This window comes from Tsukamurella sp. 8F, assembly GCF_029167375.1.
Taxonomy (GTDB): domain Bacteria; phylum Actinomycetota; class Actinomycetes; order Mycobacteriales; family Mycobacteriaceae; genus Tsukamurella.
The window spans coordinates 53,885-80,583 of record NZ_JARFTP010000002.1 but is presented as its reverse complement, the minus strand read 5'-3'; the positions used below and the strand labels follow the sequence as shown (position 1 = coordinate 80,583).

Here is a 26,699-nt window from a genome sequence, read left to right as displayed (position 1 = left end):
CAGCGGTTCCCCAAGCACGCGGAGCCTCAGGAGGGGGACGGGGATGTCGAACACCGACGGGGCCCGCACAGGTACGACGCTCGGGCCGTACAGCATCGGCCGGTTGCTCGGGCGAGGCGGCATGGGAGAGGTCTATCGCGCGCACGATGAGCGCCGCGACCGCGACGTGGCACTCAAGGTGCTGCACTCCTCCGTCGCCGAGGACGAGGCGTTCCGAGCGCGATTCGACCGGGAGTCGCATGCCGCCGCGGGGCTCGCCGACCCGCATGTCATCCCGATCCACGACTTCGGCGAGATCGACGGCGTGCTCTACATCGACATGCGCCTCGTCGAGGGCCGGGACCTCGCGGATGTACTGCGCGACGGCCCACTCGATGCGGCAGAGGCCGTCGACGTGGTCGCGCAGGTCGCCGGCGCCCTCGACGCCGCACACGCCAAGGGGTTGGTGCACCGCGACGTCAAGCCCGCCAACATCCGACTCACCGCGAGCGGGTTCCCGTACCTCGTCGACTTCGGGCTCGCGGTCGCGGACAGCCAGTCCCGGATGACGTCGGCGGGGATGTTCGTCGGATCGCAGGCGTACGCAGCGCCCGAGCGGTTCGACGGCACGACGCCGACGGCGGCCGGCGACGAGTACGCGCTGACCTGCGTTCTGTTCGAGGCCCTCACGGGCAGGCCGCCATTCCATGCCGATTCGCTGGGAGCCATGCTGCGCCTGCATGCGACCGCCGAGATCCCGCGGGTGTCCGATACAGCTGCTGTCCCCACCGCGATGGACGGTGTGATCGAGCGCGGCATGGCCAAGGAGCCGGGCGATCGGTACGGCAGCTGCGGCGAGCTCAGTGCCGCCGCGCGGGCCGCCCTCGACGGTGCCTCCGCCCCGACGGTCCGCCTCCCCGACCCGGGAACCGGGTACGACGAGACGGTGATCCGTCCCGCTGTCGCCGCCGGCGGCGAGACCGGAGCCTCACGGTCGGTGGACGCACCTACGCACGTCTCGCAGCCCGGCCTCCCGCCCGCGGCTTCGTATCCGGCGGCCTCATATCCGGGCGTCTCGCATCCCGGGGGCTATCGCGGTGCTTCGTATCCGCGGGCGGAGGGGTCGTACCCGCAGGCCGGATATCCGGGAGCCCTGGGCCACCCGTACCCCGCCCCCGCGCCGCGGCGCGGCATCGCGGTCCCCGTCCTGGCCACGGCGGCGCTCGCGCTCGTGGCGATCGTGGGCGTGCTGGCGTATGTGCTTCTGGGGAACCGCGATTCGCGTCCCGAGACTACCGCGGCCGGGGGTTCGGCCGCGGCTCCACCGACCGCGACCCAGACGGCGACACAGACGGTGACGGCACAGGGACAGGCCACCACCGTGATCGCGGCACCGCCGACGCAGACCGGGACCTCCGCGGCGCCTGCGGTCACCGTCGCGGACCTACAGGCCCGTGCCGCGGGAGATCGGCCGTACGTGCTGGCGTCCTTGAACAACCGCTGGGTCGCGCAGCTGTCGACGAAGCAGCCGGGGTGGAACGTCGACGGCAAGGTCTGGGACGCCGCGGCGATCCTGGACGAGGAGAACTCGCTGAGCCAGCGATACGGCGGCGCGCGCCTGCTCTACAGCACCGACTGGACCGTCTTCGACATGCAGGACGCGTGGGTCACCGTCACCGCGTTCTCGTTCCCCGATCCCGATTCGGCCGTCAACTGGTGCAAGACCAGCGGGTTCGATAACGAGCACTGCCTCGCCAAGTTCATCTCCGACACCGCGGGCCCCAGCGGCACCACCCGGACGTTCTAGGACCGTCTGCACTCGTTGCGAGCTAGCCCGAGTTGCGCAGGGCGGTGGCGAGGCCGTTCATGGTGAGCAGGATCCCGCGCTGCACCTGCGGGTCGGCGTCGCCGGCTCGATACCGGCGCAGCAACTCCACCTGCAGGTGGTTCAGGGGTTCCAGGTACGGGAACCGGTTGAATACGGAGCGCTTCAGAGCCGGGTTGTCAGCGAGCAGGTCATCGGTCTCCGTGATCTGGAAGTACATATCTATAGTGCGTGTGTGCTCCGTGGAGATCATCCCGAAGACCTTGTCCCGCAACGTCTTATCCGGAACGAGATCCGCGTAGCGGGACGCGAGACCGAGATCCGATTTCGAGAGCACCTGCGCCATGTTGGACAACACGGTCTGGAAGAACGGCCACCGCCGGTACAGGTCCCGCAGCTTCTCCAGGCGCTCCGGATCTCCGCCCACCCACTGCTCGAAGGCAGCGCCCGTACCGTAGAAGCCGGGCAGCATCACGCGCGAGAGCGACCAAGACATCACCCACGGGATCGCCCGCAGATCCGAGATCTTCGACGTCTGCTTGCGCGAGCTCGGCCGCGACCCGATGTTGAGCGAACCGATCTCGGCGACCGGCGTCGAGGTGGTGAAGTACTCGACGAACCCCTCGGTGCGGTGGACCAGGTCGCTGTAGGCCTCTCGCGCCAGCGCCGCGAGCTCGTCGAGGATCGCGTAGGCGTCCCCGGCGTCGTCGCCCAGCCCCTCGGTATCGAGTAGGGAGGACTCGAGTGTCGCCGCGACGAGGGACTCCAGGTTGCGCCGCGCGAGGGTCGGCTCGGCGTACTTGGCGGCGATGATCTCACCCTGCTCGGTAAGCCGCAGCGAACCCCGGACCGCCCCCGGCGGCTGCGCGAGGATGGCCTCGTACGACGGACCGCCGCCGCGTCCGACGGTGCCCCCGCGCCCATGGAACAGCCGCAACGTGATGCAGGTGTCGCGCGCCGCCTGCACGAGGTCGAGCTCGGCGCGGTAAAGCGCCCAGTTCGCTGCCAGGTAGCCGCCGTCCTTGTTGGAGTCCGAGTAGCCGAGCATCACCTCCTGCAGCCCACCCTTGCCATCGACCAGGGCGCGGTACTCGGGCACGCCGAGCACGGCGCGTATCGTCGGCGCCCCCTGTTGCAGGTCCTCGATGGTCTCGAACAGGGGCACGATGTTGAGAGGGCAGGCGGGGCCGCCCGCTGCACCGTCGCCGGGCCTCAGCAGACCGGCCTCCTTGAGCAATACGGCGGCCTCGAGCATGTCGGATACCGACGTGCACATCGAGATGATGTAGTTGGGCACCGCGGCCGAGCCCAGCGTGCGGACCGCGTGCTCAGCGGCACGGAGGATCCCGAGCTCCTTGGTGGTCTGCTCGGAGAACTCGGCACCGGGCCCTGTCAACGGCCGCCGGGTACGAAGCTCCGCGGACAGCAGAGCGACCCGATCGTCTTCATCGAGCGACACGTAGTCGTCGTGCACGCCCGCCCACGCGAAGATCTCGGCGATCGTCTCCTCATGCACGTCCGAGTTCTGCCGCATGTCCAGCGACGAGAGGTGGAAGCCGAACGTGGCGGCCGCCTCGCGTAGGTCCTGCAGGCGGTCATCGGCGAGCAGGCCGTCGCCGCCTCCGCGCAGCGAATCGTCCACGACGTCCAGATCCGCCCGAAACTCGGCTGGGTCGGTATAGCGCGGCGCACCGATGTCGAGGCGCCCATCGAACTCACCCGACAGCAGCGCATCCGCGGTCGCGGACAGCCGCCCGTGGATCCAGTTGAGCGCGCGGCGGTACGGCTCGTCGGCTCGGCGGGGCGACTCGTCGAACGAACCGAGCGCGAGCAACTCGTCGGACACCGTCGTGAGGCGGACCGACAGGGCCAGCTCACGCTCGAGCTCGGCGAGCTGCCGCAGGTAGTGCTGCAGGACCGTCGCCGACGCGCGTTGCGTCGCCATGGCGACGACCTCCGCCGTGACGTTCGGATTGCCGTCGCGGTCGCCCCCGATCCACGAACCCGGCCGGAGCATCGGCTCCGCGAGCAGGTCGACACCCGGATACATCTCGCGCAGCCGGGTACGCAACTCGCGGTTGAGCTCGGGCATCACCTCGAGGAACGACGCCTCGAAGTAGCGCAGGCCCGACTCGATCTCGTCCTGGATGCGCAGCCGCTCGAGCCGCACAAGGGCCGTATCCCACAGCGTGAGGACCTGCCGCCGCAGCGCGAGCTCGATGCGCGCCTCCTCCCCGGCATCGAGCTCGGTACGGTCGCGGTACCGCATGAGCTCGGTGATCCGATGCTGCGTCTCGAACACGGTGCGTCGGCGGGTCTCCGTCGGGTGCGCGGTGATCACAGGAGCCACCAATGCATGACGAAGCGCCGCCGCCACGTCCGACGGCGCCAGGCCGGCGTCGTCGATCACGGCGTATGTCGCCGCCAGCGACGACGCCTGGGGCGGCTCCCCCGCACGCACGTGGATCGCTCGACGCCGCTCGCGGTGCAGGTCCTCGGCGAGGTTGGCGAGCAGGGCGAAGTGGCTGAACGCCCGGATGACGGGCAGCGCCTGCGCCGTGGGGATGGGCGCCAGCATCGCCGCCAGCTCGGCGCGGTCGAGCTCGGAGCGGCGCACCGCGAAGGATTCGACGCGAGCCTTCTCGACCAGGTCGAAGGTCTCCTCCCCGGCGTGCTCGCGCACGGTCTCCCCCAGGATCCCGCCGAGCAGACGGATGTCGTCCCGCAGGGGTTCGGTCGCGCCACGATCGGGGGCTGTCGTCATGAGAGAGCATTATGCCGCCGCTGCCCCGATCTCTCAGTGCGAGCAACGTGCGCTGCGACATCCCGACACGCGAGAACGCCGCGAGCCCAAAAGGACTCGCGGCGTTCTCTTCGTCAGATGCTAAGCCAGCTTGATGCTCAGCGTCACGCCGACGATGCAGACGACCCACACGATGCCGACGAAGATCGTCAGCCGGTCCAGGTTCTTCTCCACCACCGATGAGCCCGACAGCGACGACTGCACGCCGCCGCCGAACATCGACGACAGGCCGCCGCCCTTGCCCTTGTGCAGGAGCACGAGCATGACGAGCAGCAGGCTCAGCACGATGAGTGCGATATTCAGCACGGTCCGCAACGTTTCCACGGTCGGCCAGTCTACGCGATCAGTCGTCGGACGCCGTCAGAGCGGCCCACCGGCGGCGATGGCGCTGAGTGAGGCGAACTCCTCGGGCTTCAGCGACGCACCTCCGACGAGCGCACCGTCGACGTCGGTCTCGGCGACGATGTCTCCCACGTTCTTGCTGCTCACCGAGCCGCCGTAGAGGATGCGGATGCCTGCGGCGACCTCGTCGTTCGCGAGCTCCGCGATCGTGCCACGTACCGCGGCGCACACCTCCTGCGCGTCGGCGGGGGTCGCGACCTTGCCGGTCCCGATCGCCCAGACCGGCTCGTAGGCGATCACGGTCTTCGCCAGTTCCTCGGCGGTGAGTCCCGCGAGCGAGCCCTTCAGCTGCGCGACGTTGTAGGCCACCTGCTCGCCTCGCTCGCGCACGTCGAGCCCCTCGCCGATGCAGACGATCGGCGTGAGCCCGTTGCGCAGCGCCGCCTTGGCCTTGGCGAGAACGACCTCGTCGGTCTCGCCGTGGATGGTGCGGCGCTCACTGTGCCCGACCACGACGTACGTGCACCCGAGCTTCGCGAGGAAGGCCCCGCTGATGTCCCCCGTGTACGCGCCGGAGTCGTGCGGCGACAGGTCCTGTGCGCCGTAGGTGATGAGGAGGTCGTCACCGTCGACGGCGGTCTGCACCGAACGCAGGTCCGTGAACGGCGGGATCACCGTCACGTCGACGTGGGCGAAGTACTTCTCAGGGAGCGAGAACGAGAGCTTCTGAACCACCGCGATCGCCTCGAGGTGGTTCAGGTTCATCTTCCAGTTGCCGGCGATCAGCGGCTTGCGGCTCATGCGTACTCCTTATGCGTTGGGCTCGGACAGTACGGCGAGGCCGGGCAGCTCCTTGCCCTCCAGGTACTCGAGCGACGCGCCGCCACCGGTCGAGATGTGGCTGAAGCCGTCCTCGTCGAGGCCGAGCGTGCGCACGGCTGCGGCCGAGTCTCCGCCGCCGACGACGGTGAACGCGCCACCACCCGTGGCCTTGATGACGGCCTCGGCGACCCCCTTCGTGCCCGCCGCGAACGCCGGGAACTCGAACACACCCGCGGGGCCGTTCCAGAACACCGTCTTCGCCTGGGTGAGGACCTGCGCGAACCGCTTGACCGACTCGGGGCCGATGTCGAGCCCCATCCAGCCGTCGGGGATCTCGGATGCCGCAACGGTCTGCGAGTTCGCGTCCGCAGAGAACGCGTCCGCGACCACGACATCGGTCGGCAGGTGCAGCACATCGGCGAACTCATCGAGCAGTTGCTTGCAGACCTCGATCTGATCCTCCTGCAGGAGCGAGGTTCCGACCGAATACCCTTGCGCGGCAAGGAAGGTGAACGCCATGCCGCCGCCGATCACCAGGGTGTCGACCTTAGGTGCGAGGGCCCGGATCACTCCGAGCTTGTCGGATACCTTCGACCCGCCCAGCACCACGGCATATGGCCGCGAGGGACTCTCGGTGAGCCGCCCGAGAACGCGGACCTCCGAGTCGACCAGGTTGCCGGCGTAGTGCGGCAGCAGCTTGGCGATGTCGTAGACGGAGGCCTGCTTGCGGTGCACGACACCGAAGCCATCGGAGACGAACGCGCCCGGCCCGACGTGCGAGGACACGTCGACGAGCTCCGCGAGGTCGCGCGCGAGGGCCTCACGCTCCGCGTCGTCCTTGCTGGTCTCCCGCGGGTCGAAGCGCACGTTCTCCAGCAGTAGGACGTCGCCGTCGGTGAGCCCCTCCGCGCGCGCGAGAGCGTCCTGCCCGACGACGTCGGTCGCGAGCTGGACGTTGCGCCCCAGCCTGTTCGCGAGCTCGACGGCCACCGGCGCGAGCGAGAACTTCGGGTCCGGCTCACCCTTGGGGCGGCCGAGGTGCGCGGTGACGATCACCTTCGCACCCGCCTCGACGAGAGCTTTCAAGGTGGGGACGGAGGCGGCGATGCGGCCCGCGTCGGTGATCACGTCGCCGTCGAGCGGGACGTTCAGGTCCGAACGGACGAGCACCGTGCGGCCGGCTACACCGGCTTCGATCAGATCGGTAAGGGTAGGCACAGAGGACATACTAGAGAGACTTGCCCACCAGCCCGGCGAGGTCCACCAGTCGGTTCGAGTATCCCCACTCGTTGTCGTACCACGCGAATACCTTGACCTGGTCGTCGATCACCTTGGTGAGCGGCGCGTCGAAGATCGACGAGTGCGGATCGGTGACGATGTCGCTCGAGACGATCGGGTCCGTCGAGTACTTCAGGATGCCCTTCAGCGGTCCGTCCGCAGCAGCCTTCAGCGCGGCGTTGACCTCATCGACAGAGGCTGTCTTCGCGAGGTCGACGGTCAGGTCGATGATCGAGCCCGTAGGCACCGGAACACGCAGCGAGTAGCCGTCGAGTCGGCCCTGCAACTCGGGCAGCACGAGCCCGATCGCCTTGGCGGCACCGGTCGACGTGGGCACTACGTTCAGCGCCGCGGCGCGGGCACGCCGTAGATCCTTGTGCGGGCCGTCCTGGAGGTTCTGGTCCTGCGTGTACGCGTGGATCGTGGTCATCAGGCCACGGGCGATACCGAACTCGTCATTGAGCACTTTCGCCACGGGCGCAAGGCCGTTGGTGGTGCATGAGGCGTTGGAGATGATGTTCTGGCTGCCGTCGTACTTGTCGTCGTTCACACCGATGACGACGGTGATGTCCTCGTTCTTCGCCGGCGCGGAGATGATCACCTTCTTGGCGCCCGCGTCGAGGTGCCCCTTCGCCTTGGCACCGTCGGTGAAGATGCCGGTCGACTCGACGACGACATCCACGCCCAGATCACCCCACGGCAGCGCCGACGGGCCCTCGCGGACTTCGAGGGCCTTGATCTTCTGGTCGCCGACGACGATGGTGTCGTCGGCCTCCAGGCTCACTTCCTGATCCAGGCGGCCGAGGATCGAGTCGTACTTCAGCAGCTGGGCCAGAGTCGCGTTGTCGGTCAGGTCGTTGACCGCCACGATCTCGATGTCGGTGGTACCCAGCTTCTTCTGGGCCGCGACCGCGCGGAAGAAGTTGCGGCCGATCCGGCCGAACCCGTTGACGCCAACTCGAACAGTCACTTCGAGTGCTCCTTGGTGTAGGTGATTGTGTGCGGAATCACCCTATCGGCGATCACCGCTTTCCGCCGGGCGAAAGGTTCTTCGGCACCGCCCCGGGGAGCGGCTCAGCCGTCCTCGAGCATATCCGCCGTGACGGCGGACTCGGTGTCGGGAACGCCGTCCTGAGTTGCGCGTTTGTCGGCCATCGAGAGCAGTCGCCGGATCCTTCCCGCGACCGCGTCCTTGGTCATCGGCGGGTCGGCCAGCGCGCCCAGCTCCTCCAGAGACGCCTGCCGATGCTCCACGCGGAGCGCGCCCGCCTTGGCGAGGTGGTCGGGCACGTCGTCGCCGAGGATCTCGAGGGCCCGCTCGACACGCGCGGCGGCTGCGACCGCCGCGCGGGCGGACCTGCGGAGGTTTGCGTCGTCGAAGTTGGCGAGCCGGTTGGCAGTCGCCCGGACCTCGCGGCGCATGCGCCGCTCCTCCCATACGAGGCGGGTGTCATTGGCGCCCATGCGCGTGAGCAGTGCGCCAATCGCCTCGCCGTCCCGAACGACGACGCGATCCCCGCCGCGGACCTCGCGCGCCTTGGCCGTCACGCCGAGGCGGCGCGCGCACCCTACGAGCGCGAGCGCGAGCTCGTTGCCGGGGCACGAGACCTCGAGCGCGCTGCTGCGGCCGGGCTCGGTCAGGGAGCCGTGGGCGAGGAAGGCGCCCCGCCACGCGGCCTCGGCGTCACCCACGGAACCACCCACGACCTGGGGCGGAAGCCCCCGAACGGGGCGGCCACGCTGATCGAGCAGACCGGTCTGGCGCGCCAGCGCCTCGCCGTCCTTCGCGACGCGGATGATGTATCGAGCGGCCTTCCGCAGGCCACCTGCGCCGAGCACATGCACGTCCGCGTTATAGCCGTACAGGTCCAGAATCTCCTTGCGGAGCCGACGGGCGATGATCCCCATGTCGACCTCGGCCTCGACGACGACCCGGCCGCCCTGGATGTGCAGCCCACCCGCGAATCGGAGTAGGGAGGCGACTTCCGCGCGGCGGCAACTGACCTGGGTGATCGCCAGCCGGCTCAGTTCGTCCTTCACCTCGGCAGTCAATGCCACGACGGGGTGTCCTCCGTTTCACTATCGTTCAGAATAGTCCTGCAAGCGATTCACTGTACTTGATTCACTGTACGTGACACCGCCTGATCGCGGACGCGAGCGCCGCGACGTCGTGCCGGTGCGTTCCAGGCAGTGATACGGGTACGAAGTGCGCCTTCGCGCCGAACACCGACGCCGCACGCACCAGGTGCGCCCGGTCCGCCCCCGACGGCGCAGTGTCCGCGTCGATCAGGATGTCGTCGAACTGTAGTCCCTCCGCATGCGCCGCGAGAACATGAAGATGTCGCTCTGCCGAGAATCCGCTGGTCTCACCCGGTTCCGGCGCCAGATTCAGGATCAGGATCCGGCGGGCATTCGTCGTCCGCAGAGCCTCGAGTTGAGCCGGGACGAGGACGTGCGGTATCACCGAGCTGAACCACGATCCGGGCCCGACGGTCACCACGTCGGCATTCCGGATGGCATGCACGGCTTCTTCCGTGGCGCCCGGTTCCGGCGGTTCCAGCCGCACCCGACGCACCTTGCCCGGCGTCGCCGCCACCGCTACCTGGCCGCGAATCACCCTGGTCAGCCGCGGGTCGTCCTCCAGTCCGGCAACATCCGCCTCGATGCGCAGCGGCCCGGACACCATCGGCAGCACCCGGCCCTGGACCTCGAACCTCCGGCCGAACTCGTCTAGGGCGCTCACCGGATCCCCCAGCACCTCGCACAGGCCGGCCAGCACCAGATTGCCGACGGGGTGCCCGGCCATCGCACCTCCGCCCCCGAACCGGTGCTGCAGAACGCCCGCCCAGAACCGGCCCTGCTCGGTGTCCGGCAGCAGCGCCGCGAGCGCCATTCGCAGGTCGCCGGGCGGGATGATGCCCAGCTCGGTGCGTAACCGGCCGGAGGAGCCGCCGTCGTCGGCGACCGTGACGATCGCCGTGATGTCTCGCGTCAGCGTGCGGACGGCCTGCAGTGTCGCGAACAACCCGTGACCGCCGCCGAGTGAGGCGACGGCGAAGTCCCGGCCCGTCATTCGAGCCCCAGGTCCCGGTGGGTCGCGCGAACCTGCAGATCTGCGCGGGACGATAGGCGCCGCGCTAGTTCCTCGGTCATCGCGACGCTGCGGTGCTTGCCGCCCGTGCAGCCGATCCCGACCGTCAGATACAGCTTGCCCTCGCGGCGATAGCCCGCGATGACGGGATCGAGCAGATCGATATAGGTGTCGAGGAAGTCGCTCGCGCCCGGCTGGCCCAGCACGTAGTCCGCGACCTCGCGATCCCGGCCGTTGTGCGGGCGGAGCTCCGGGACCCAGTACGGGTTCGGCAGGAAACGCACGTCGAGCACCATGTCGGCATCGAGCAGGATGCCGTTCTTGAAGCCGAAGGACTGCACAGTCACCGTGACGATGCCGGAGCGTGCGCTCGAGAACGCGCTCTCGATGGTTCCGCGCAGCTTCGAGACCGAGAGGGCAGTGGTGTCGACGACCAGGTCCGCGGTGGACCGGATCGGCTGCAGGATCCGGCGTTCGGCGGCTATCCCCTCGGCGAGCGTGCCGTCGCCTTGGAGTGGGTGACGGCGCCGGACCGCCTCGAAGCGACGGATCAGGGTCTGGTCGGAGGCGTCGAGGAACAGGACGCGCGGCTCGATGTCCTTCTCGGCCAGCTCTCGGCGGATGCTGGCGAAATCGCCGGTGAACGTCTTGGAGCGCACATCCGTAACGATGACCAGGCGGGGGATGCGGGACTCGTCCGAGAGCCCCATATCCACCATGTTGCGGATCAGGGCGGGCGGCAGGTTGTCCGCGACGTACCAGCCCAGATCCTCGAGTACCTTCGCGGCCGTACCGCGCCCGGCACCCGACAGGCCGGTCACCAGCAGTACGTCCATCGGGCCGTCGCTGCTGTTCGCGCCGACGGTCCGCTCCTCGCCGTGCGTCTCGCGACTCTGCATCTCCTCGCCGTGTGTCCCGCGGCCTCCGACCACTTGCACTCCCTCTCTCCCGGCGCACTGCGCTCCACAGTAGTCCGGGACCGCACTCGGGTCCGGGCGGTTCGTCCGGTAGTGCAGCTCGTGCATGCCAGGCGTTCGTTCACCCGGAGGCAAGTAACGCGCCCTAGCTTCCCGGCCATGGGAATGAAGGCATGGTTCGTCGTCCTCGCACACTCGGCTCCGGCGGACGTGCTGCGCCGCCCTCGAATCGACATCGCGGCGACGGACGCTCTGGTGGACGACCTGTTCGGACGGCGACGGTTCAGGCGTCCGGGCGACCTCTTCACCGACGCCGATCCGCGCGACGGGCACATCGCGGCCGGAGTGTTCCACGACGTGGCGATCGTCGCCTACGAGGGCTTCGTCACCGAGCCGACCAAGATCCCACCGGGGCTGATCGCGGCTGCACGGGGCGGCACGGTCGACCAGTTCGCCCTGCACTCTGTATCCGCACTGGGAATCTATGGACACTGGGACGGCGGCAACCTGGTCCGCGCGATCGCGGGCGCCGACGGGGAGGTACAGGAGGACGTGGGCGAACCGCTGACGTTCGAGCGGGCCGAACACGGCGAGGACCAGGTCGATCCGGACTTCCTCGACCTGGAGTACATCGTCGAGGAAGCCCTCGCGTCGCGCCTCGGATTCCGCTTCGAGGGCGCGGTCGTGCCGAATGGGCCGGAACCGCGCGAGATACCGCTGCGCGTGTATCGCTGAGCACCGCATGCGTACCGCCGAGCGCCGGTCGGAGCTACGGTGGCAATGCCATGAGTATTCCCCGCCGTGTTCTCGCCTCGTCCGCCGCTCTGCTGATCGGTGGTCTGGGCGCTGCGCCCTCAGCGCACGCCTACGCCCCAGGGACTGGAGGCCTCACACCAGCGCTCGCCGAGGCATACAGCGAAGCCCATGCGGCTGCGGCCCGAGACGGCGTGACCACGTGGATCACCTCCGGCAAGCGCTCCTGGTCCGAGCAGGAACGACTGTGGGAGCAGGGCATCGCCCAGTACGGCAGCCCCGCGGCCGCGCGCAGGTGGGTGCTGCCACCCTCCGAGTCGACGCACGTGACCGGCAAGGCCATCGACGTCGGCCCTGCCACGGGCGCGAACTGGTTGCGCGCTAACGGATCCCGCTACGGCCTGTGCCGCGCCTACGCCAATGAGTGGTGGCATTTCGAGGTGTTGACCGCTCCCGGCGGCACGTGCCCGGCGCCACTCACGGACGCCTCGGACCGCTGAGCCCCGGTCGGGTGCCGCGTTTCCCGCGGGTGAACGACCACAACGGGATCCGTCAGCTCGCTTCGACGGGGGCAAGCGCCGCCGCGATGGTCTCCGCGGTCGCGCGGCCGATCCCTGGCACCGCGGTGATCTCGTCGACCGTTGCATCGCGCAACTTCGCGACTGAGCCGAAGTGCTTGACGAGCGCGTTCTTTCGCGTCGGGCCGAGCCCCGGGATCTCGTCGAGCGCGCTCGCCGTCATGCGCTTGCCGCGTTTGCTTCGATGGAAGGTGATGGCGAACCGGTGTGCCTCGTCGCGCACCCGCTGAAGCAGGAAGAGCGCGTCCGAGCTACGCGGCAGGATCACCGGATCCTCGTCGCCGGGCACCCACACCTCCTCGAGGCGCTTCGCGAGACCGACGACCGCGACATCGGTGACGCCGAGTTCGTCCAGCACCGCCTGCGCCGCCGCGGCCTGGGGCGCGCCGCCGTCGACTACGAAGAGGTTCGGCGGGTACGCGAACCTACGCGGGCGCCCCGTGGTGGGGTCGACACCCGCATCGGGAGCGAGGTCTCCCCCGTCTGCGTCGGCGGGCCTGCCGTCCGGCGCGACACCGGGTGCCCCTGCCGGCGCGGCCGCGCCGGGCGCCTCCTCAGCGGCCTCCCCTGCCATCCCGGCAGCGTCGGCCCGGTGGCGCAGGAACCTGCGCCGGGTCACTTCGGCGATGGACGCGACGTCATCGCTGCGGCCGTCGCCCGCAGCCTCCTTGATCGCGTAGTGGCGGTAGTCGGACTTGCGTGGCAGCCCGTCCTCGAACACGACGAGCGACGCGACCACGTCGGTGCCCTGTACATGGCTGATGTCGACGCACTCGATCCGCAGCGGCGCCGAGTCGAGTTCGAGCGCATCCTGAAGTCCCTGCAGCGCTGCGGATCTCGCCGTGAGGTCGCCCGAGCGCTTGAGCTTGTGTTGGTGCAGCGCCTCGTCGGCGTTACGCGCAACGGTCTCGGCCAGGGCCTTCTTGTCTCCGCGCTGCGGAACCCGCAGCGAGACATGCGATCCGCGTAACGCACTGAGCCACTTCTGAAGTTCGTCGGCATCCTCCGGCAGCTCGGGCACGAGCACCTCACGTGGAACGGGGGTGCCACCGTCCGGCGAGGTGGCCGCCTGGTCCACCTCGCCGCCGTAGAACTGGGTGAGGAACTGACCCACCATCTCGGCGGTCTCGGACGAGCTGTCCTCAGCTGCGTCCAGCGTCTCGGTGCCTGCCTTCTCGACGACCCACCCGCGCTGGCCGCGCACGCGCCCGCCGCGCACATGGAATATCTGCACGGCTGCCTCGAGCTCGTCCGAGGCGAAAGCGACGAGGTCGGCGTCCGTGCCGTCGCCGAGCACCACAGCCTGCTTCTCGACAGCTTTCCGCAGCGCCGCCACATCGTCCCGTAGGCGGGCCGCCCGCTCGAAGTCGAGTTCCTCCGAAGCCTCCAGCATGTCTGTCTCGAGGTGTTTGATCAGTACCTCGGTCTTGCCGGCGAGGAAGTCGCAGAAGTCCTCGACGATCACGCGGTGCTCGTCCGCAGTCACCTTGCCCACGCACGGTGCCGAGCACTTGTCGATGTACCCGAGCAGGCACGGCCGCCCGATCTGACTGTGCCGCTTGAACACCCCCGCAGAACACGTTCGCGCCGGGAAGACACGCAGCAGCAGGTCGAGGGTCTCGCGGATCGCCCACGCATGAGAGTACGGCCCGAAGTAGCGCACACCCTTGCGCCGCGGTCCGCGGTAGACGTAGAGCCGAGGGAACTCCTCGTTCAGAGTGACCGCGAGCATCGGGTACGTCTTGTCGTCGCGATAACGCACGTTGAACTGCGGATCGAACTCTTTGATCCAGTTGTACTCGAGCTGCAGCGCCTCGACCTCGGTCCCGACCACCGTCCACTCGACCGACGCTGCGGTGTGCACCATCTGATAGGTGCGCGGATGCAGCGAGTACACATCCGCGAAGTACGAGTTGAGCCGGCTGCGCAACGATTTCGCCTTGCCGACGTACACGACCCGTCCGTGCGGGTCCCGGAATTTATAGACCCCCGGCTCGGTGGGGATGGTGCCGGTCGCGGGCCGGTAGGTCGACGGGTCTGCCACGTATCCAGCGTAGGCCCGGGCACCGACACCTTTCTCCGACGCACCGAACGTCGCAACGACGCAGGTCACAATCCGGCGCGTGCTAGAAACTTTAGGCAAACCTACCCATAGGAGACCGAATGCCCACGACCTTCGCCGTCCCGCCGAGCCCGTTGCGGACGACGTCCACGACCCCGACTACCACCCGCACGCGCCGTCGGTTCGGCGCCACGGTCGGCGCTCTCGCGCTGGCCGCCGTGATGACGGCGTGCGGCTCGTCGTCGACCGAGACCGAGCAGCCGGCGCAGCGCACCGTCACCGACGTACACGGAGCCGTGCGGGTCCCCGCAGAGGCGAAGCGCGTGATCGCACTCGACAGCCTCGCGATCGACACCGTCGTGAGCCTGGGCGTCCACCCGGTCGGTGCGGCAGAGGCGGGGTCGGCGTCGTCGCTTCCCGAGTACCTCGCCGCGGGTCTCGAGAACACCGAGGTCGTGGGCAAGATCGCCGAACCGGACCTCGAGAAGATCGCGGCGCTGAAGCCGGACCTCATCCTTTCCAACGAGCTCCGTCACGGCGCCCTGTACGAGAAACTGTCGCAGATCGCGCCTACGGTGTTCGCCGCGTCTCCGGCGGTCGACTGGCAGGGCTCGGTGCAGCTCTACGCCGACGCGATGGGCCGCACGGCCGAGGCGGACAGGCTGCTCGCCGAGTACCGCGGCCGCACCGCGGCGCTCCGCGCACGGGGTGGCACGCATACGGCCGACATCCTGCGCGTCATGACGAGCACATTGCGCCTGCACGGCCCGAAGTCGTTCTCCGGGTCCGTACTCACCGACAGCGGCCTGCGGATCCCGCAGCGGGCGTGGAACTCCAACGACATGGCGGAGATCTCGTTCGAGCAGGCCGCGACCGTGGATTCGGAGCTCGTGTTCATCCCCAACACGCTTCCCAAGGGCGACTTCGGAATCCCCGGACCGACGCTGTCGCAGTTCCCCGCCGCCAGGACCAACGGCGTCCACCAGGTGGACTACCGTCTGTGGATCACCGGGATCGGCGTGACCGGCGCGCGGCAGATCCTCGACGATCTGGAGCGGATCGTGAGGTGACCCGCTCGCCGGTCAGTCGCCGCGCACCGACGCGACGACGTCCAACTCGCCATCGGCGTAGCGGGCTCGCAGCACCTTCTTATCGAACTTCCCGACGCTGGTCTTGGGGACCTCGCTGATGAACGACCAGCGTTCCGGCAGCTGCCATTTCGCGAACTTCGCCGCGAGATGCCCGCGGAGCTGATCGGGTGTCACCGTCGCACCCTCACGGAGTACGACGGCGAGGAGGGGACGCTCGTCCCACTTCTCGTCGGGTATGCCTATCGCCGCGGCCTCGAGCACGTCCGGGTGCGCCATGACCTCGTTCTCGAGGTCCACCGACGAGATCCACTCGCCGCCGGACTTGATCACGTCCTTGGAACGGTCTACGAGCGTGAGGTACCCGTTGGGCGTCACCTTGCCGATATCACCGGTGCGTAGCCAGCCGTCGTCGAACTTGTCGTCGCCGACCGGAGTCGACCCCGGCGAGTAGTACGACGCGGTCGTCCACGGGCTGCGGATCTCCACCTCTCCCAACGACTCCCCGTCGGGAGGTACCAGTCGGCCCTCGTCGTCGACGAGGCGTGCCCGGATGCCCGGCAGGAAGCGGCCCTGCGTATAGCGGTAGTTCCAGGCCTCGTCGCCGGATGTGTCCCGGGGCGCCCACGCGAGCGACGCCAACGGCGAGATCTCGGTCATGCCCCACGCCTGGACTATCTCGACACCGTGCCGTTCGGAGAACGCGCGCGACAGAGACGGCGGCACCGCCGATCCACCGACCACCACGTGCCGCAGGTGGGTGATGTCCTGTGGGTGTGCGTCGAGCTGTTGCAGCACACCGATCCACACCGCGGGCACAGCTGCGGCGAAGGTCGGCCGCTCCTCGGCGAGAAGGCGCACAAGATGATTCGGCTGCAGGAACCGATCCGGCATCACCACCGACGACCCGGCCATCAGCGCGCCGTACGGGATCCCCCACGACATCGCGTGGAACATGGGCACGATCGGTAGGACCGTGTCCTCAGGTGAGACGTCCATGCCGTAGCTGGCGGTGACCTGCTGCGAATGCAGCCAGATGGAGCGATGAGAGTAGACGACGCCCTTCGGGTCGCCCGTCGTTCCCGACGTGTAGCAGATCGCCGCCGCTGCGCGCTCGTCGATGTCGGGCCACGGGTAGGAGTCCGACTGCGCGTCGAGCAACTCGCGGTAGTCGTGCACCTCGACGCCGATCGGCGCTTCGAGGGCCGAGGCGTCGCCGTTCACGACGACGACGTGACGGAGCGTGCGGATGCCCGGAAGCGCCGCGCTCAGCTGCGATAACAGGCTGCCGTCGACGAGCATGACCCGGTCTGCCGCGTGATCGGCGATGAACGCGACCTGTTCCGCGAAGAGCCGGATGTTGACGGTGTGTAGCACCGCGCCCATAGCGGGAATGGCGGCGTACGCCGTCATGTGTTCGATGTTGTTCCACGAGAAGGTGCCCACGCGGTCGCCGGGCTTGATACCCAGGGACCGCAGACCGTTCGCGAGCCGAGCGGCCTCGCGGCCCAGTTCGGCGAACGTGATGCGGCGGGTACCGGCGTCGGTCCACGTGGAGACGGTGGCGTCGCCGTGCCAGCCGGTGCCGTACTCGAGCAGGGTGGCGAGCGACAGCTGCTCGTCCTGCATGGTGGAGTGCATGGGGAGGATGCGGTCGGGCATGCGTCCTTGCTACCGCAAGCCCGACGGTGACGGGCGGGTTCCGCCAGGCTCGCACGAGCCGAGAAGAACCCGCCCGCAACGGGTCACTCGAGCCCGGAGCCCAGCTTCTTGGCGTCGGCCTGGATCTTCGTCAGGGTCTTCGCCGCGTCCTTGCCGGTCAGTGACTTCTTCGTGGACGCGGTCTGCAGCTCCTTCACGAAGGCGGTGTACTGCTTGCTCGCCTTCTTGGAGACGGTGCTCTCGCCCTTGGTCAGGGTCGTGACGTCGGCGGCGAGCGACTTGGCCAGGTCGGCAGGCTTCTTCGCGGTCTCGATGGACTTCAGCGTTGTCTTGACGTCCGTGAGCGTCACCTTGGCCTGCTTCTGGGCGGGCTTGGCGGCAGGCTTCGCCTGGGGCTTGGCAGCAGGCTTCGCCTGGGTGGTGGACGCGGCCGGGCTGCTCGGGGCGGCGGGCGCAGCGTTCGCGACCGCGGCGGCGGGCACGGCGAGCGCAGCGGCGATTCCTGCGGCGGCGATGAGGCGGCGGGGTGCGAAGGTCATGGTCGTACTCGCTTTCCTGTCGGGTGTTCGGTCGGTTCGGCCCTGCGAGTCTTCGACGACACGGGTCTAGGACGACATGGGCACGACTGGGAATCTGCCCGACACTCTCTGAGACCAGCCTGAGACGACTTCACCCTGGTTGTAATCACGCCTTCACGGCCGCCGAGGCCTGCCTTCGCATCTGCGGTCCACCAGCCGGCCGACAGCCGGACTCGCTAGGCAGCGCTCGCCACCCCTTCGGCTGCCCGGCGTTCGAGATACCCGGCGAGCGCCCCGAGTTGACCTGCACCCGTCAGCCCCGGCACAGCCGACACGCCTACGACGACGGTGTCACCGCGCACCGTCCCATATCGCACCTCGGCCACGTGCAGCCCGAGCGCGGACGCGAGGACCCCGGCCCACGCCGGGCCCCCGACGGTGTGCCCGTCCAACACCAGCGCCGGCGGGCGGAGCTCGACCGGTTCGGCTGTCACCGAGTCGTCGACGGCGGTGCCGTAGACGCAGTACGACGGTGCCGCATCCTCGCCCGCGGGAGCGAGGTGCAGCAGGCGCGCGTGCCTGCCCGCCGGGAAAGCGGGGTCAGGAGCGTTGACCGCCGACTCCCCTAAGGCGTTGAGCCACAACAGCAGTTCGTCGTGGCGGCCGCGCGGCAGAGGTTCGAGACGCCAGAGGACCAGACAGGACGCACGGTCGACGCGGACCCCGTCGGGCAGCACCAGGGCATCGTCCGACAGGGTCCGCGTACGTCCCCCTACACGCCCGCTCGCGGGTGACGGCAGCACCGTCGCCGCCGCGAGCTGCGCAGGTCCGAGCCGCAGCACCGGCACCCGGCCCCGTCGATGGAGCACCTCGACCAGAGCAGCCGCTGCGATATCTGCGGGGTCTGCCGCGACCACCACGCTGCGTCCGCCGGTCATGGCTCGAATCCTTCTCGGGTCGGGGCCGCGTGGTCTGCACGGCAGGTCAGAGCGGCGGCAGTCCGGCTTGCTCCTCGTCCCCTTCGAGGTAGCTCCCCGGGCTGCACCGCCGGTATCGACGCTAGGTGGGTGAGCGCCCCTACACCCGCGTAGTCGACTACTCGTTTCCGTACGCGCCAGGGTGCGGATGCCGATCGACGCCGAAGACGCTGCGGACCTGGCGCACTTGCCGCGACCTCTCCTGGGGCGGCGGCAGTGCTACCCGATCCACACTCATCGCGCGCTTCGGCAGCCACTCACCACTCACACCCCCGCCGCGTCGTAGTCCTTCCAGATCAGCGGAACGCTGACGACGGTCGCGAGTCCGCCACCGAACCACAGAACGAGCATCAGGATGAGCGAGACCGTGCCGGGCGCGGTGTCGGTGATCTCGCCCCGCTCGTTGCTCGGAGTTACGAGCACGGCGACGAGCGTCGCGACCGCGACCACCGCGAAGAACGATGCGGCAGCCCACCACCGGTCCACCTTGGTCTGCAGCGCGACTATCACGTATCCCACGAAGCCGAGGAACCCGCAGCTGAACACGCCGCACAGCACCCACAGGGTCTGCTTCACGCGAGTACCGGCAGACGCCTTCCCCGAACCCGGAACGACCGGTGCGTATCGCCCTCCCGAATACGACATCATCGTCCGCTCCCCCTCGCTGCTGCCCGGCCGATCGTCCAAGGCTACCGCCGCAACACAGGAGGGAACAGCCCGTCCTCACCTGTTGCCCACGCGAATCTTCAGCGGCGGCAACGAGTCCCGGCGCAGACCGTTTCCGAGACCTCGCACGCGGCGAACTCCCGAGAAGGTGAGACCGGTCCGCCGAAAGGCGGAAGCATGGACTTCAGCGCACCGTGTTCGGCACCAACGCGAGCGGCGCCCGGCGATACGGCGCGCATCCGACCACGGGCTCGCCGTTCCGCACGGCGCGCAGCTCGACACCGAATGTCAGTGCATGGACGTCCGCCACGGGCACCGCGAGATCGGCGGCGATGGCGGCGGCATCGGTGCCGAACCCCTGCCGACCGGAGAGCACGTGTGCGAAGGTCCACGACGTCTCATGGCGTGTCACGCGGCCATCACCACCCCGCCCGCGGGCCGTGAGCCCGCGCCGCAGGTCCAGATAGTCGCGTTCGCCCATCCGTCCCGCCTCGAATGCGACGGATGCCAGCAGCTCCGGCGCCACACCTAATCGCGCAGCGGTGGAAACGACAGAGTCGACCGACGGCCGAGGATCGAATTCGTACTCGACCGCGTCCCGCGGCACCAAGAACTCGCGGGCGAAACGATCCGCCTCGCGCTCGAGCATCGCGTGCCCGTCGACGCAGGCGTCGTGCAAGACGAGATGCCCCAGCTCGTGTGCGAGGTCGAACCGGGTCTCCTCGGGCGTCTGGCGCCGCGACACGAACACCAGCGGGATCTCGTCGGTCCACAGCGAGAAGGCGCGAGCGGCTTCCGCCGACGTCGGGAGGCTGAAGACGCGGACACCGCGTGCCTCAGCGAGCTGAACCAGATTCGGCAGCGGTGCGGCGCCGAGCTGCCAGTGATCACGCAGCAGCAATGCGGCGAGCTCCGGCCCTTCGCCCGAGTACGAAGGCAGGTCCAGGTCGGGCCCGTCGAAGCGCGCGTCGATCCAGCGGTCGATCTCGATCGCAGTGGCCGCACACGATGCGGCGATACCGCGCTGTCGGCGGGTGACGCGGTGACCGGCCCGGAAACACAGACGGTCGGGATCCACGTGGGGTACGGAGGGACGGGCCAGGTACTGCTCGGGAACGTCCAGAGCGTCCGCCAGGACCGGGCCCGCGCCCCATGGGACGTCCCCGGTCTCGTAGGCGGCCACGGTGCGCGCAGAGACACCGACGCGAGCACCGAGTTCCGCACGGGTGAGCCCACACCGGGCGCGCGCCAATCTGACCCGCTCCCCGAGCGGACGAGACGTTTCGAGCACCGTCGACGACAAGGAAGCCGACACGTGACCTCCTGCTGCATATCGGCTCGGCGAGCCCTACTTCGATACCGGTGACACCGGATCACCCGAGTGCCGACCAGTCGCTGGTCGCCCCTCTCGGCGTGACGCCTCAGCGGCGGCAGACCCGAAGTCGATTGCTGATGCTACAAGCAGCGTGTTCTTTAGCACAAGAGTTAGTAAAGAATTAGCAAAATGACGTTTTTGTTCGTTTCGGAGCAGGGGCCGTCGCTCGTCTGAGACGAAACCATCTCGAACCCAACGGGTTTCCGCACTTCGCGCGAGCCTCAGCGGTCCAAATGGTCCGTCGCGGCGAGATGCCACGCGCGTGTCGCCACGCATGCACCGGCCACCGTGGACCGTCACGCTCGCGAAGACCCACAGGGCCATCGGTACGGATGCGGCGAGCGCGACGCCGAATCCCCTGCGCGCCTCGCCGGTCCGGCCGATCACGAGGCCCGGGCGGCCCTCGACGTCGTGACCGGGCTCCGGCTGCGGTTCTATGACCGGCACGATCTCTCCCCCGCGTGCTGCTGACGCGGCGACCGCGAGTGACGCGGCGACGGTGACCGCGAACGGAACCGTCAGGCCGGCCGCCGCGGGGAGGAACTGCGCGAGCAGGCCCGAGGCGACGGGGCCCACGGCGAACCCGCCGGTGAGGATCGCGCCGGACAGCGTCGTGCCCCGCTTGCCTCCGAGGTCCGCCGCCCACGCCGTGCCCGCACTCACCGCGAGCCCCACGCCTGCGCCGACGACGGTGCGACCCGCGAAGACGCCCGCCGCCCGTGCGCGAACAGCATCACGAGGTTGCCCGTAGCCGCAGTCACGGTTCCCGTCAGCACGACCGGGCGGCGGCCGATCCGGTCCGACAGCCCACCGCCTCCGAGCAGGCCGGGCAGCAGGCCCAATGCATATACGCCGAAGGCCCCGTCCAGCACCGCGGTCGACAGGTGCTGAGTGGCGCGTAGTGCCGGCAGCAACGCGGTGAAGTGGTTGGCTGCCCAGCCTGTCGCGAACGGCAGCGACAGCGCCGTGGCCGGCGCGGCGGGCCGGACGGTGCGGGACGCGGACTGCATCGACGGACTCCTTACGCGGGCTGCGGGCCCCAAACCAGCGCAGCGCGGACGAGGCTGCGACGGCCGAACCACTCGTCCAACCCGGACACAAGCGGGGCACTTGCCGCATGCAGGTACCTTCGAATGCATGCGCGGCGGAGCGCGCAAGACACTGGGAGGGTATGCGATGAGCGCATCGGTGCCGGAGGACATCGCAACGCGCGTGACCACGAAGGCCGAGTCGGACCCGTTCGCACGGGATCGCGCGCTCGTGGCCGCCCGCGACGCGCGGAACTACCTCGGGAACGTCGCCGATCTCGCGGTGCAGGACGCATACCTGCGCTTCACCGCCAGTAACAATCCGGCTGCGCAGGCGTTGCGGGCGCGTCAGCTCGACCGGCCGACGTGGAGCTATCTCGCTTGGGTCCTTCTGGGCGGCGGCTTCGTCGCCCTGATAGCAGGGGCGGTGGTGAGCAGCGCCGTTGCGGCGCTGGCCTTCTGGGTCCTGATCGCCGCGGGGCTCGGCGCACTCAAGTACAAGCAGCGGACGTCGAAGAAAGAACGCTACCGACGCCAGGAGGAGGCCCTCCTGGAAGCGAATCCCTGGCCGTGGGGCGCCGAGCACGTCCCCGCACACAACCCGCACGCCGAGCACGGTTCCACCCGGGTCGAGACCCGGCTACTGGGTCTCGCCGTCCTCATCACGGAGGAGATCCGTCGTTCCCCGGCGTGGAACGACCCGGTACTCGATCGACACGCCGTACGCATCGATCTCGATGCGACGCTCACCGACATCTCACAGCGCGCATACCGTGTGTGGCGGATCCGCACGGAAGCCGGTGTGCCGCAGGGAGATTCGATATACTCGGCGGCGCTGCACCAGCAGTTCGAGGAGTACTCCGAGGCCGCCCGGGCGGCGGAACACGCTCTCCGCGACCACGTCACCGCCCTGGCCGAGTACCTCGGCGAGCTCCGGCCGCTCGAGCGCATGCTTCACGATCTGGAACTGCTCAACCGCGCATCGGGCCACGGCAACGACGATCTGCTGCGCCAACTCCACGTCGACGCCACCGGCGGACGCGCCGACGCCGTGCGCGTTCGCGACCACGCCACACAACTCCGCGATCTCTCGGCGAACCTCGACGCGCAGTTCCACTACCTCCGCGAGCAGGTCCACCGCAGCCGCTACCTCCTGTAGCGCGCCAGACCTCTTCCCCCTGCCCGGAGCCGCGGGTAACTTTCATCACAGAGATACGTGCACCGTGTACGTCTCATGTGAGTAGGGAGAGGGATGCCAGCCGAGGAGTTCGACTACATCGTGGTGGGTGCCGGGAGCGCGGGAGCGGTGATGGCCGCACGCCTGTCCGAGGATCCCGGAACATCGGTGCTGCTCCTGGAGGCGGGAGGCGAGACCGACGCGGAGGAGATCGAGATCCCGCTCGCCTTCGCCTCGCTGTTCAAGACGAAATGGGACTGGAACTACACCACGACACCGCAGAAGCACCTCGACGACCGCACCGCCTACTGGCCGCGGATGAAAGCACTCGGCGGCTGCTCCTCGATGAATGCGATGATCTACATCCGCGGCAACCACGCCGACTACGACGACTGGGCTGCACAGGGCGCGACCGGCTGGTCCCATGACGACGTGCTGCCCTACTTCCGCAAGGCCGAGGCCAACACCCGCTTCGGCGGGCCGTACCACGGGCAGGACGGACCGCTGCACGTCGAGGACCGCGTCTTCACCCACGAACTGTGCGCCGACTGGGTGCAGAGCGCCGTCGCCTGGGGTCTGAAACCCAACGACGACTTCAACGGCGACCACCAAGAGGGTGCAGGCCTCTACCAGGTCACGTGCAGGGGTGGACGGCGTTGGTCTACGGAGAGCGCATACCTCACGCCCGTCCGCGAGCGCACCAACCTCACCATCGCGACGGGCGCCCTGGCGATGAGGATCGAACTCGACGGCATCAGAGCCACCGGTGTCACCTACCGGCAGGCGGGAACGACGCGCACGGCACGTGCGCGTGGCGAGATCATCCTTTCGGGCGGCGCCGTCGGGAGCCCGCAACTGCTCATGCTGTCCGGTATCGGCCCGGCGGAGCACCTGCGCGAGCTGGGCATCGACGTCCACACCGCACTCGACGGGGTCGGACGTGGCCTCCAGGACCACCCCATCGTCCCGGTCATCTTCCATACACGCGGCACCACGGACCTGATGGAGGCGCAGACCGTCGGAAACCTGATCAAGTGGCGGCTCACCGGGAAGGGCCCGCTGGCGTCCAACGCCGGCGAAGGCGGCGGGTTCCTGCGCTCCCGTGACGACCTGGACCTGCCCGATCTGCAATTTCACGTCATGGCATCGAGCTTCTACGACAACATGCTGCACGAACCGACCAGCCGCGGCTTCGTCTGCGGCCCCACTCTCGTCGCGCCGCAGAGCCGCGGTCGCATCTCGCTGCGGTCCGCAGACCCGCGCTGGCATCCACTGATCGAACCCGATTATCTGGATCGACCCGAGGACGTCGAGGCCCTACTCGCCGGCGTCCGGTACGCCATCGAGATCTGCCGGCAGGGGCCGCTCTCGAAGCGGATGGGGGCGCTCTGGCGGCTACCCCAGTCACCGTCGGACGACGATCTGCTCGCGCACATCCGTGCGTACACCCAGACCCTGTTCCACCCCGTCGGTACCTGCGCGATGGGGACGGGCGACGGCGCCGTCGTCGACCCCCGGCTGCGGGTGCACGGGCTGGAGGGCCTACGCGTGGTCGACGCGTCCGTGATGCCCACCATCGTCCGCGGTAACACCAATGCCCCCACCATCATGATCGCCGAGAAGGCGGCCGACGAGATCAGGAGCGCAGCATGACCACAGCCCAGCCCAGGACGACCTTCGACTCCCTGAACCCCCGCACCGGGGACATCGTCGCCACCTACCCCGTGCACACCGCGGACGACGTGCACTTCGCAGTCGCCCGGGCCCGCGAGGCGGCCGACTGGTGGGTCGAGATCGGCTTCGAGGGCCGCAGACGCCAGCTCACGAGGTGGAAGGGCGTCATCACCCGACGCATCAACCAACTCGCGCAGATCGTGCACGACGAGACCGGCAAGCCCCACGGCGACGCGCTCATCGAGGCCGCGCTCGGCATCGACCACCTGGCCTACGCGGCCGGGCACGCGAAGAAGGTGCTGGGGCCGAAGCGGGTCAATCCGGGACTGGTCATGGCGAACCAGGCGGCGACGGTGCGCTACCACCCGCTCGGCGTGGTGGGTGTGATAGGCCCGTGGAACTACCCGGTGTTCACGCCCATGGGCTCCATCGCCTACGCACTGGCGGCCGGCAACGCCGTGGTCTTCAAGCCGAGCGAGTACACACCCGGCGTCGGCAAGTGGCTCGCCTCGACATTCGAGGAGGCGGTCGGCCGGCCCGTCCTGCAGGTCGTCACCGGGCTGGGCCCGACGGGGGCAGCGCTGTGCACGTCCGGAGTGGACAAGGTCGCGTTCACGGGCTCGACTGCGACCGGCAAGAAGGTCATGGCGGCATGTGCCGAGACGCTCACTCCCGTCGTCATCGAAGCCGGCGGTAAGGATGCGTTCGTAGTCGACGCCGATGCCGATCTCGACGCCGCCGCCGACGCGGCTGCCTGGGGCGCCTTCGCCAACGCCGGGCAGACCTGCGTCGGCGTCGAGCGCGTCTACGTGCACCGCGACGTCTACGAACCGTTCCTGCAGAAGCTGTCCGCGAAGGCGCGCGAGCTCACGGCATACGACGCCGACGACGCCCAGATAGGCCCGATCACGATGCCCAGTCAGCTGGGAATCATCAAGCGCCACATCGACGATGCGCTTGCCCGTGGTGGTCGCGCAGTGGTCGGAGGCGCGGACGCGGTCGGCGACCGCTGGGTGCAGCCGACTGTTCTCGTCGACGTCCCCGAGGACTCCGTGGCCGTCACCGACGAGACCTTCGGGCCGACCGTGACGGTCGCCAAGGTGGACTCGATGGACGAGGCGGTGGAGCTGGCCAATGCGACCCGATACGGCCTCGCGGCCGCCGTCTTCTCCAAGAAGCGCGGCGTAGAGATCGCCGACCGCATCCGTGGCGGCATGGCGTCGGTGAACGGGATCATCACGTTCGCGGGAGTGCCGGGACTGCCCTTCGGCGGCGTCGGCGACTCGGGCTTCGGTCGCATCCACGGCCCGGACGGCCTCCGTGAGTTCAGCTATGCGAAGAGCATCACGCGCCAGCGGATCAAGCCACTCCTGGCGCTCACCACCTTCGCGCGCACCAAGGCGGCCGAGACACAGTTGACGCAGATCATGACCGTGCTGCACGGCCGTGGGGGCACGATCGACCCCGAATAGGCCTAGGGGCCCGCATAGGGCCCTAGTAGCCCTTGTATTCGGCGGTGAGTTCGCGCGCGCGGTCGATGGCCTCGACCGCGCGCTCGCCGTCGTTCGCCTGGATTGCCATGACGGCGGCGTACTCGTAGTCGGGTAGCTCGAGGTGCGCGAACGAGGCGCCGGGAGGAAAGCTGAATCCGCGGACGACGTCCCACGGGAAGAATCTGTCGCCGGCCACGTTGCGGACCGTCACGCCCTCGGGGGCTATCCGCAGGCGCGGACGCGTGAACAGGAGCACGAGACCTGCGAGAACCACGCCGATCCCGGCGAGCGCGGCCTGGTCCTCCCATCGGAAGTACACGCCCGTGTTGCCACCGACCCGCAGCAGCAGCGCCACGACGACGTGCGCGACCAGCACCACGGCGGCGATGATGCACGCCACGATCCGCGACTTGCGCGGCCTGGCCTCGAACACGTGCGTCTGCGCCTCGTCGGTCATCACGTCCGCCGATTCTACGGATCCCGGCTTCGCCCCGACGCCATGGACCTGGTCATAGAGGGCCCCGCGTGATCACCCGTCGTTCTCCGGGTACCCGCCATGTGCCCCGTAGGGATGAGGACGACCCGGTTCGA

Annotated in this window: 24 protein-coding genes; 7 read left to right on the top strand and 17 right to left on the bottom strand. The window is 68.9% G+C overall.

All coding sequences use genetic code 11. The features are described 5' to 3' along the window. Nucleotides 1–43: 43 nt before the first annotated feature. Nucleotides 44–1,786: a serine/threonine-protein kinase gene (locus P0W64_RS01835; protein WP_275478348.1), complete on the top strand. Its 1,743-nt coding sequence runs from the start codon at nt 44–46 to the stop codon at nt 1,784–1,786. A 22-nt stretch (nt 1,787–1,808) separates the two neighbouring features. Here the strand turns inward: P0W64_RS01835 and ppc are convergent, their stop codons facing one another. From ppc to rapZ, 8 genes are all read right to left on the bottom strand, one after another. Further along, nucleotides 1,809–4,568: a phosphoenolpyruvate carboxylase gene (gene ppc, locus P0W64_RS01830; RefSeq protein WP_275478347.1), complete on the bottom strand. Its 2,760-nt coding sequence runs from the start codon at nt 4,566–4,568 to the stop codon at nt 1,809–1,811. Nucleotides 4,569–4,688: 120 nt separating this feature from the next. Beyond that, complete coding sequence (secG, locus tag P0W64_RS01825; protein ID WP_275478527.1) at nt 4,689–4,922, bottom strand: preprotein translocase subunit SecG; 234 nt, start codon at nt 4,920–4,922, stop codon at nt 4,689–4,691. Nucleotides 4,923–4,967: 45 nt separating this feature from the next. Next, a complete protein-coding gene (gene tpiA, locus P0W64_RS01820) occupies nt 4,968–5,750 on the bottom strand; it encodes a triose-phosphate isomerase (protein ID WP_275478346.1) in 783 nt (260 codons plus the stop codon). A gap of 9 nt (nt 5,751–5,759) precedes the next feature. Then, complete coding sequence (locus P0W64_RS01815; protein WP_275478345.1) at nt 5,760–6,998, bottom strand: phosphoglycerate kinase; 1,239 nt, start codon at nt 6,996–6,998, stop codon at nt 5,760–5,762. A gap of 1 nt (nt 6,999) precedes the next feature. Next, nucleotides 7,000–8,019, bottom strand: a complete 1,020-nt coding sequence (gap, locus tag P0W64_RS01810) for a type I glyceraldehyde-3-phosphate dehydrogenase (RefSeq protein ID WP_275478344.1) — start codon at nt 8,017–8,019, stop codon at nt 7,000–7,002. 104 nt (nt 8,020–8,123) lie between these two features. Continuing rightward, the gene (whiA, locus tag P0W64_RS01805) at nt 8,124–9,101 is read right to left on the bottom strand and encodes a DNA-binding protein WhiA (RefSeq protein WP_275478526.1); all 978 of its coding nucleotides are present in this window, start codon (nt 9,099–9,101) and stop codon (nt 8,124–8,126) included. A 70-nt stretch (nt 9,102–9,171) separates the two neighbouring features. Beyond that, entirely contained in the window at nt 9,172–10,122 is a 951-nt protein-coding gene (yvcK, locus tag P0W64_RS01800; RefSeq protein ID WP_275478343.1) for a uridine diphosphate-N-acetylglucosamine-binding protein YvcK, read from the bottom strand. After that, nucleotides 10,119–10,976, bottom strand: coding sequence for an RNase adapter RapZ (rapZ, locus tag P0W64_RS01795; protein WP_275478525.1), 858 nt, complete (start codon nt 10,974–10,976; stop codon nt 10,119–10,121). Before rapZ ends, yvcK begins: the two co-directional genes overlap by 4 nt. 240 nt (nt 10,977–11,216) lie before the next feature. Between rapZ and P0W64_RS01790 the strand changes: the two genes are divergently transcribed. After that, a complete protein-coding gene (locus P0W64_RS01790; protein ID WP_275478342.1) occupies nt 11,217–11,792 on the top strand; it encodes a hypothetical protein in 576 nt (191 codons plus the stop codon). Between the two features lie 50 nt (nt 11,793–11,842). After that, nucleotides 11,843–12,310, top strand: coding sequence for a M15 family metallopeptidase (locus P0W64_RS01785; protein ID WP_275478341.1), 468 nt, complete (start codon nt 11,843–11,845; stop codon nt 12,308–12,310). Nucleotides 12,311–12,362: 52 nt separating this feature from the next. Here the strand turns inward: P0W64_RS01785 and uvrC are convergent, their stop codons facing one another. Continuing rightward, nucleotides 12,363–14,432 carry an excinuclease ABC subunit UvrC gene (uvrC, locus tag P0W64_RS01780; protein ID WP_275478340.1) on the bottom strand — a complete coding sequence of 690 codons (2,070 nt, stop codon included), beginning with the start codon at nt 14,430–14,432 and terminating at the stop codon, nt 12,363–12,365. A 119-nt stretch (nt 14,433–14,551) separates the two neighbouring features. Here uvrC and P0W64_RS01775 point away from each other — a divergent pair, with 119 nt between their 5' ends. Further along, nucleotides 14,552–15,520, top strand: coding sequence for an iron-siderophore ABC transporter substrate-binding protein (locus tag P0W64_RS01775; protein WP_275478339.1), 969 nt, complete (start codon nt 14,552–14,554; stop codon nt 15,518–15,520). Nucleotides 15,521–15,532: 12 nt separating this feature from the next. Here P0W64_RS01775 and P0W64_RS01770 read toward each other — a convergent pair whose 3' ends face one another. The 7 genes from P0W64_RS01770 to P0W64_RS01740 all read right to left on the bottom strand — a co-directional run bounded on the left by P0W64_RS01770 (nt 15,533) and on the right by P0W64_RS01740 (nt 21,746). Continuing rightward, on the bottom strand, nt 15,533–17,179 hold the full coding sequence (locus tag P0W64_RS01770; protein WP_275478524.1) for a fatty acid--CoA ligase: 1,647 nt from the start codon (nt 17,177–17,179) through the stop codon (nt 15,533–15,535). A gap of 104 nt (nt 17,180–17,283) precedes the next feature. Further along, complete coding sequence (locus P0W64_RS01765; RefSeq protein WP_275478338.1) at nt 17,284–17,739, bottom strand: hypothetical protein; 456 nt, start codon at nt 17,737–17,739, stop codon at nt 17,284–17,286. A gap of 215 nt (nt 17,740–17,954) precedes the next feature. Further along, nucleotides 17,955–18,656, bottom strand: coding sequence for a hypothetical protein (locus tag P0W64_RS01760; RefSeq protein ID WP_275478337.1), 702 nt, complete (start codon nt 18,654–18,656; stop codon nt 17,955–17,957). 303 nt (nt 18,657–18,959) lie between these two features. Continuing rightward, complete coding sequence (locus tag P0W64_RS01755) at nt 18,960–19,271, bottom strand: hypothetical protein (protein ID WP_275478336.1); 312 nt, start codon at nt 19,269–19,271, stop codon at nt 18,960–18,962. Between the two features lie 274 nt (nt 19,272–19,545). Next, nucleotides 19,546–20,676 carry an XRE family transcriptional regulator gene (locus tag P0W64_RS01750; RefSeq protein ID WP_275478335.1) on the bottom strand — a complete coding sequence of 377 codons (1,131 nt, stop codon included), beginning with the start codon at nt 20,674–20,676 and terminating at the stop codon, nt 19,546–19,548. A 33-nt stretch (nt 20,677–20,709) separates the two neighbouring features. Continuing rightward, the gene (locus tag P0W64_RS01745; protein WP_275478334.1) at nt 20,710–21,399 is read right to left on the bottom strand and encodes a hypothetical protein; all 690 of its coding nucleotides are present in this window, start codon (nt 21,397–21,399) and stop codon (nt 20,710–20,712) included. After that, nucleotides 21,396–21,746, bottom strand: a complete 351-nt coding sequence (locus tag P0W64_RS01740) for an MFS transporter (protein ID WP_275478333.1) — start codon at nt 21,744–21,746, stop codon at nt 21,396–21,398. The genes P0W64_RS01745 and P0W64_RS01740 overlap by 4 nt, the downstream gene beginning before the upstream one ends. Before the next feature lie 127 nt (nt 21,747–21,873). On the opposite strand from P0W64_RS01740, the gene P0W64_RS01735 reads away from it, so the two are divergent. The 3 genes from P0W64_RS01735 (at nt 21,874) to P0W64_RS01725 (ending at nt 26,087) form a co-directional block, all read left to right on the top strand. Next, nucleotides 21,874–22,923 (top strand): hypothetical protein, encoded by a 1,050-nt coding sequence (locus P0W64_RS01735; RefSeq protein WP_275478332.1) that lies wholly within the window; start codon nt 21,874–21,876, stop codon nt 22,921–22,923. Nucleotides 22,924–23,016: 93 nt separating this feature from the next. Next, the gene (locus P0W64_RS01730; protein ID WP_275478331.1) at nt 23,017–24,594 is read left to right on the top strand and encodes a GMC family oxidoreductase N-terminal domain-containing protein; all 1,578 of its coding nucleotides are present in this window, start codon (nt 23,017–23,019) and stop codon (nt 24,592–24,594) included. Next, the gene (locus P0W64_RS01725) at nt 24,591–26,087 is read left to right on the top strand and encodes an aldehyde dehydrogenase family protein (protein ID WP_275478330.1); all 1,497 of its coding nucleotides are present in this window, start codon (nt 24,591–24,593) and stop codon (nt 26,085–26,087) included. Before P0W64_RS01730 ends, P0W64_RS01725 begins: the two co-directional genes overlap by 4 nt. Before the next feature lie 22 nt (nt 26,088–26,109). Here P0W64_RS01725 and P0W64_RS01720 read toward each other — a convergent pair whose 3' ends face one another. Further along, the gene (locus P0W64_RS01720) at nt 26,110–26,565 is read right to left on the bottom strand and encodes a PH domain-containing protein (protein WP_275478523.1); all 456 of its coding nucleotides are present in this window, start codon (nt 26,563–26,565) and stop codon (nt 26,110–26,112) included. Between the last annotated feature and the right edge of the window lie 134 nt (nt 26,566–26,699).

Excerpts from the sequence above, each read along its gene's own strand:
- P0W64_RS01765 (WP_275478338.1), bottom strand. The coding sequence starts at position 17,739 with ATGACCTTCGCACCCCGCCGCCTCATCGCCGCCGCAGGAATCGCCGCT.
- tpiA (WP_275478346.1), bottom strand. The coding sequence starts at position 5,750 with ATGAGCCGCAAGCCGCTGATCGCCGGCAACTGGAAGATGAACCTGAAC.
- P0W64_RS01770 (WP_275478524.1), bottom strand. The coding sequence starts at position 17,179 with ATGCACTCCACCATGCAGGACGAGCAGCTGTCGCTCGCCACCCTGCTC.
- P0W64_RS01720 (WP_275478523.1), bottom strand. The coding sequence starts at position 26,565 with ATGACCGACGAGGCGCAGACGCACGTGTTCGAGGCCAGGCCGCGCAAG.
- P0W64_RS01735 (WP_275478332.1), top strand. The coding sequence starts at position 21,874 with ATGCGCGGCGGAGCGCGCAAGACACTGGGAGGGTATGCGATGAGCGCA.
- P0W64_RS01725 (WP_275478330.1), top strand. The coding sequence starts at position 24,591 with ATGACCACAGCCCAGCCCAGGACGACCTTCGACTCCCTGAACCCCCGC.
- P0W64_RS01760 (WP_275478337.1), bottom strand. The coding sequence starts at position 18,656 with ATGACCGGCGGACGCAGCGTGGTGGTCGCGGCAGACCCCGCAGATATC.
- P0W64_RS01730 (WP_275478331.1), top strand. The coding sequence starts at position 23,017 with ATGCCAGCCGAGGAGTTCGACTACATCGTGGTGGGTGCCGGGAGCGCG.
- P0W64_RS01740 (WP_275478333.1), bottom strand. The coding sequence starts at position 21,746 with ATGCAGTCCGCGTCCCGCACCGTCCGGCCCGCCGCGCCGGCCACGGCG.
- P0W64_RS01790 (WP_275478342.1), top strand. The coding sequence starts at position 11,217 with ATGGGAATGAAGGCATGGTTCGTCGTCCTCGCACACTCGGCTCCGGCG.
- P0W64_RS01835 (WP_275478348.1), top strand. The coding sequence starts at position 44 with ATGTCGAACACCGACGGGGCCCGCACAGGTACGACGCTCGGGCCGTAC.
- ppc (WP_275478347.1), bottom strand. The coding sequence starts at position 4,568 with ATGACGACAGCCCCCGATCGTGGCGCGACCGAACCCCTGCGGGACGAC.
- P0W64_RS01815 (WP_275478345.1), bottom strand. The coding sequence starts at position 6,998 with ATGTCCTCTGTGCCTACCCTTACCGATCTGATCGAAGCCGGTGTAGCC.
- yvcK (WP_275478343.1), bottom strand. The coding sequence starts at position 10,122 with ATGACGGGCCGGGACTTCGCCGTCGCCTCACTCGGCGGCGGTCACGGG.
- rapZ (WP_275478525.1), bottom strand. The coding sequence starts at position 10,976 with ATGGACGTACTGCTGGTGACCGGCCTGTCGGGTGCCGGGCGCGGTACG.
- P0W64_RS01775 (WP_275478339.1), top strand. The coding sequence starts at position 14,552 with ATGCCCACGACCTTCGCCGTCCCGCCGAGCCCGTTGCGGACGACGTCC.
- P0W64_RS01785 (WP_275478341.1), top strand. The coding sequence starts at position 11,843 with ATGAGTATTCCCCGCCGTGTTCTCGCCTCGTCCGCCGCTCTGCTGATC.